The sequence below is a fragment of the Kineococcus indalonis genome (assembly GCF_009906395.1).
Classification (GTDB): Bacteria; Actinomycetota; Actinomycetes; order Actinomycetales; family Kineococcaceae; genus Kineococcus; species Kineococcus indalonis.
The window spans coordinates 1-729 of the sequence record NZ_JAAALM010000948.1; the positions used below are offsets into that span (position 1 = coordinate 1).

Here is a 729-nt window from a genome sequence, read left to right on the forward strand (position 1 = left end):
GGGGAGGCAGCGGGGCGGGCAAGTCGACCACCGCCGCGCGCCTGGCCGCCGAGCACGACCTGCACCTGCACGGCACCGACGAGTCGATGGCCGAGCACGCCCGGCGCTGCCCGCCGCCGCGGTGCCCGCAGCTGCACGCCTTCGCCGCGATGGGCCTGGACGAGCGGTGGGTGCACCGCTCCCCGCAGGTGATGCTGGAGACCTTCCCCTGGTACCGCGGCGAGGCCTTCGAGCTCCTCGTGGAGGACCTGCTGGCCCTGCCGCGGGACCGCGGCGTGCTGGTGGAGGGCTTCCGGCTGCTGCCGGAGCTGGTCGCCCCGCTGCTGAGCGGGCCGCGGCAGGCGGTGTGGCTGCTGCCCACCCCGCGGTTCCGGCGCGCCGCCTTCGAGGCGCGCGACGGGCTGTGGCGGATCGCGGGCCGCACCGGCGACCCGCCGAGGGCGCTGGCCAACCTGCTGGAGCGCGACCGGCTGTTCACCGACCGGCTGCGCCGGCAGGCGCAGCGGGTCGGCGTGGACGCGCTGGAGGTCGACACGCCCACCGGTGAGCAGGAACTGGCACGACGGGTCGCCGCAGCGCTGGGCCTCTGAGCCGTTCGCGGGCAGACTCGACCCCGGTCGACGCCGATCCACCAGCCCCGGCCCCGCGCCGGCGTCGCCCGCGGGGCCCCGGACCGCAGGAGCGCCGTGAGCGCCACGCACCCCCCGGACCCCTCCGGGGACCCCCCTC

1 protein-coding gene is annotated in these 729 nt (G+C 78.2%); it reads left to right on the forward strand.

What is annotated here, in order from left to right; genetic code table 11:
• The coding region (locus GTR00_RS22115) for a hypothetical protein (protein ID WP_166613622.1) at positions 1-590 on the forward strand (590 nt) is incomplete at its 5' end.
• Positions 591-729: the final 139 nt, after the last annotated feature.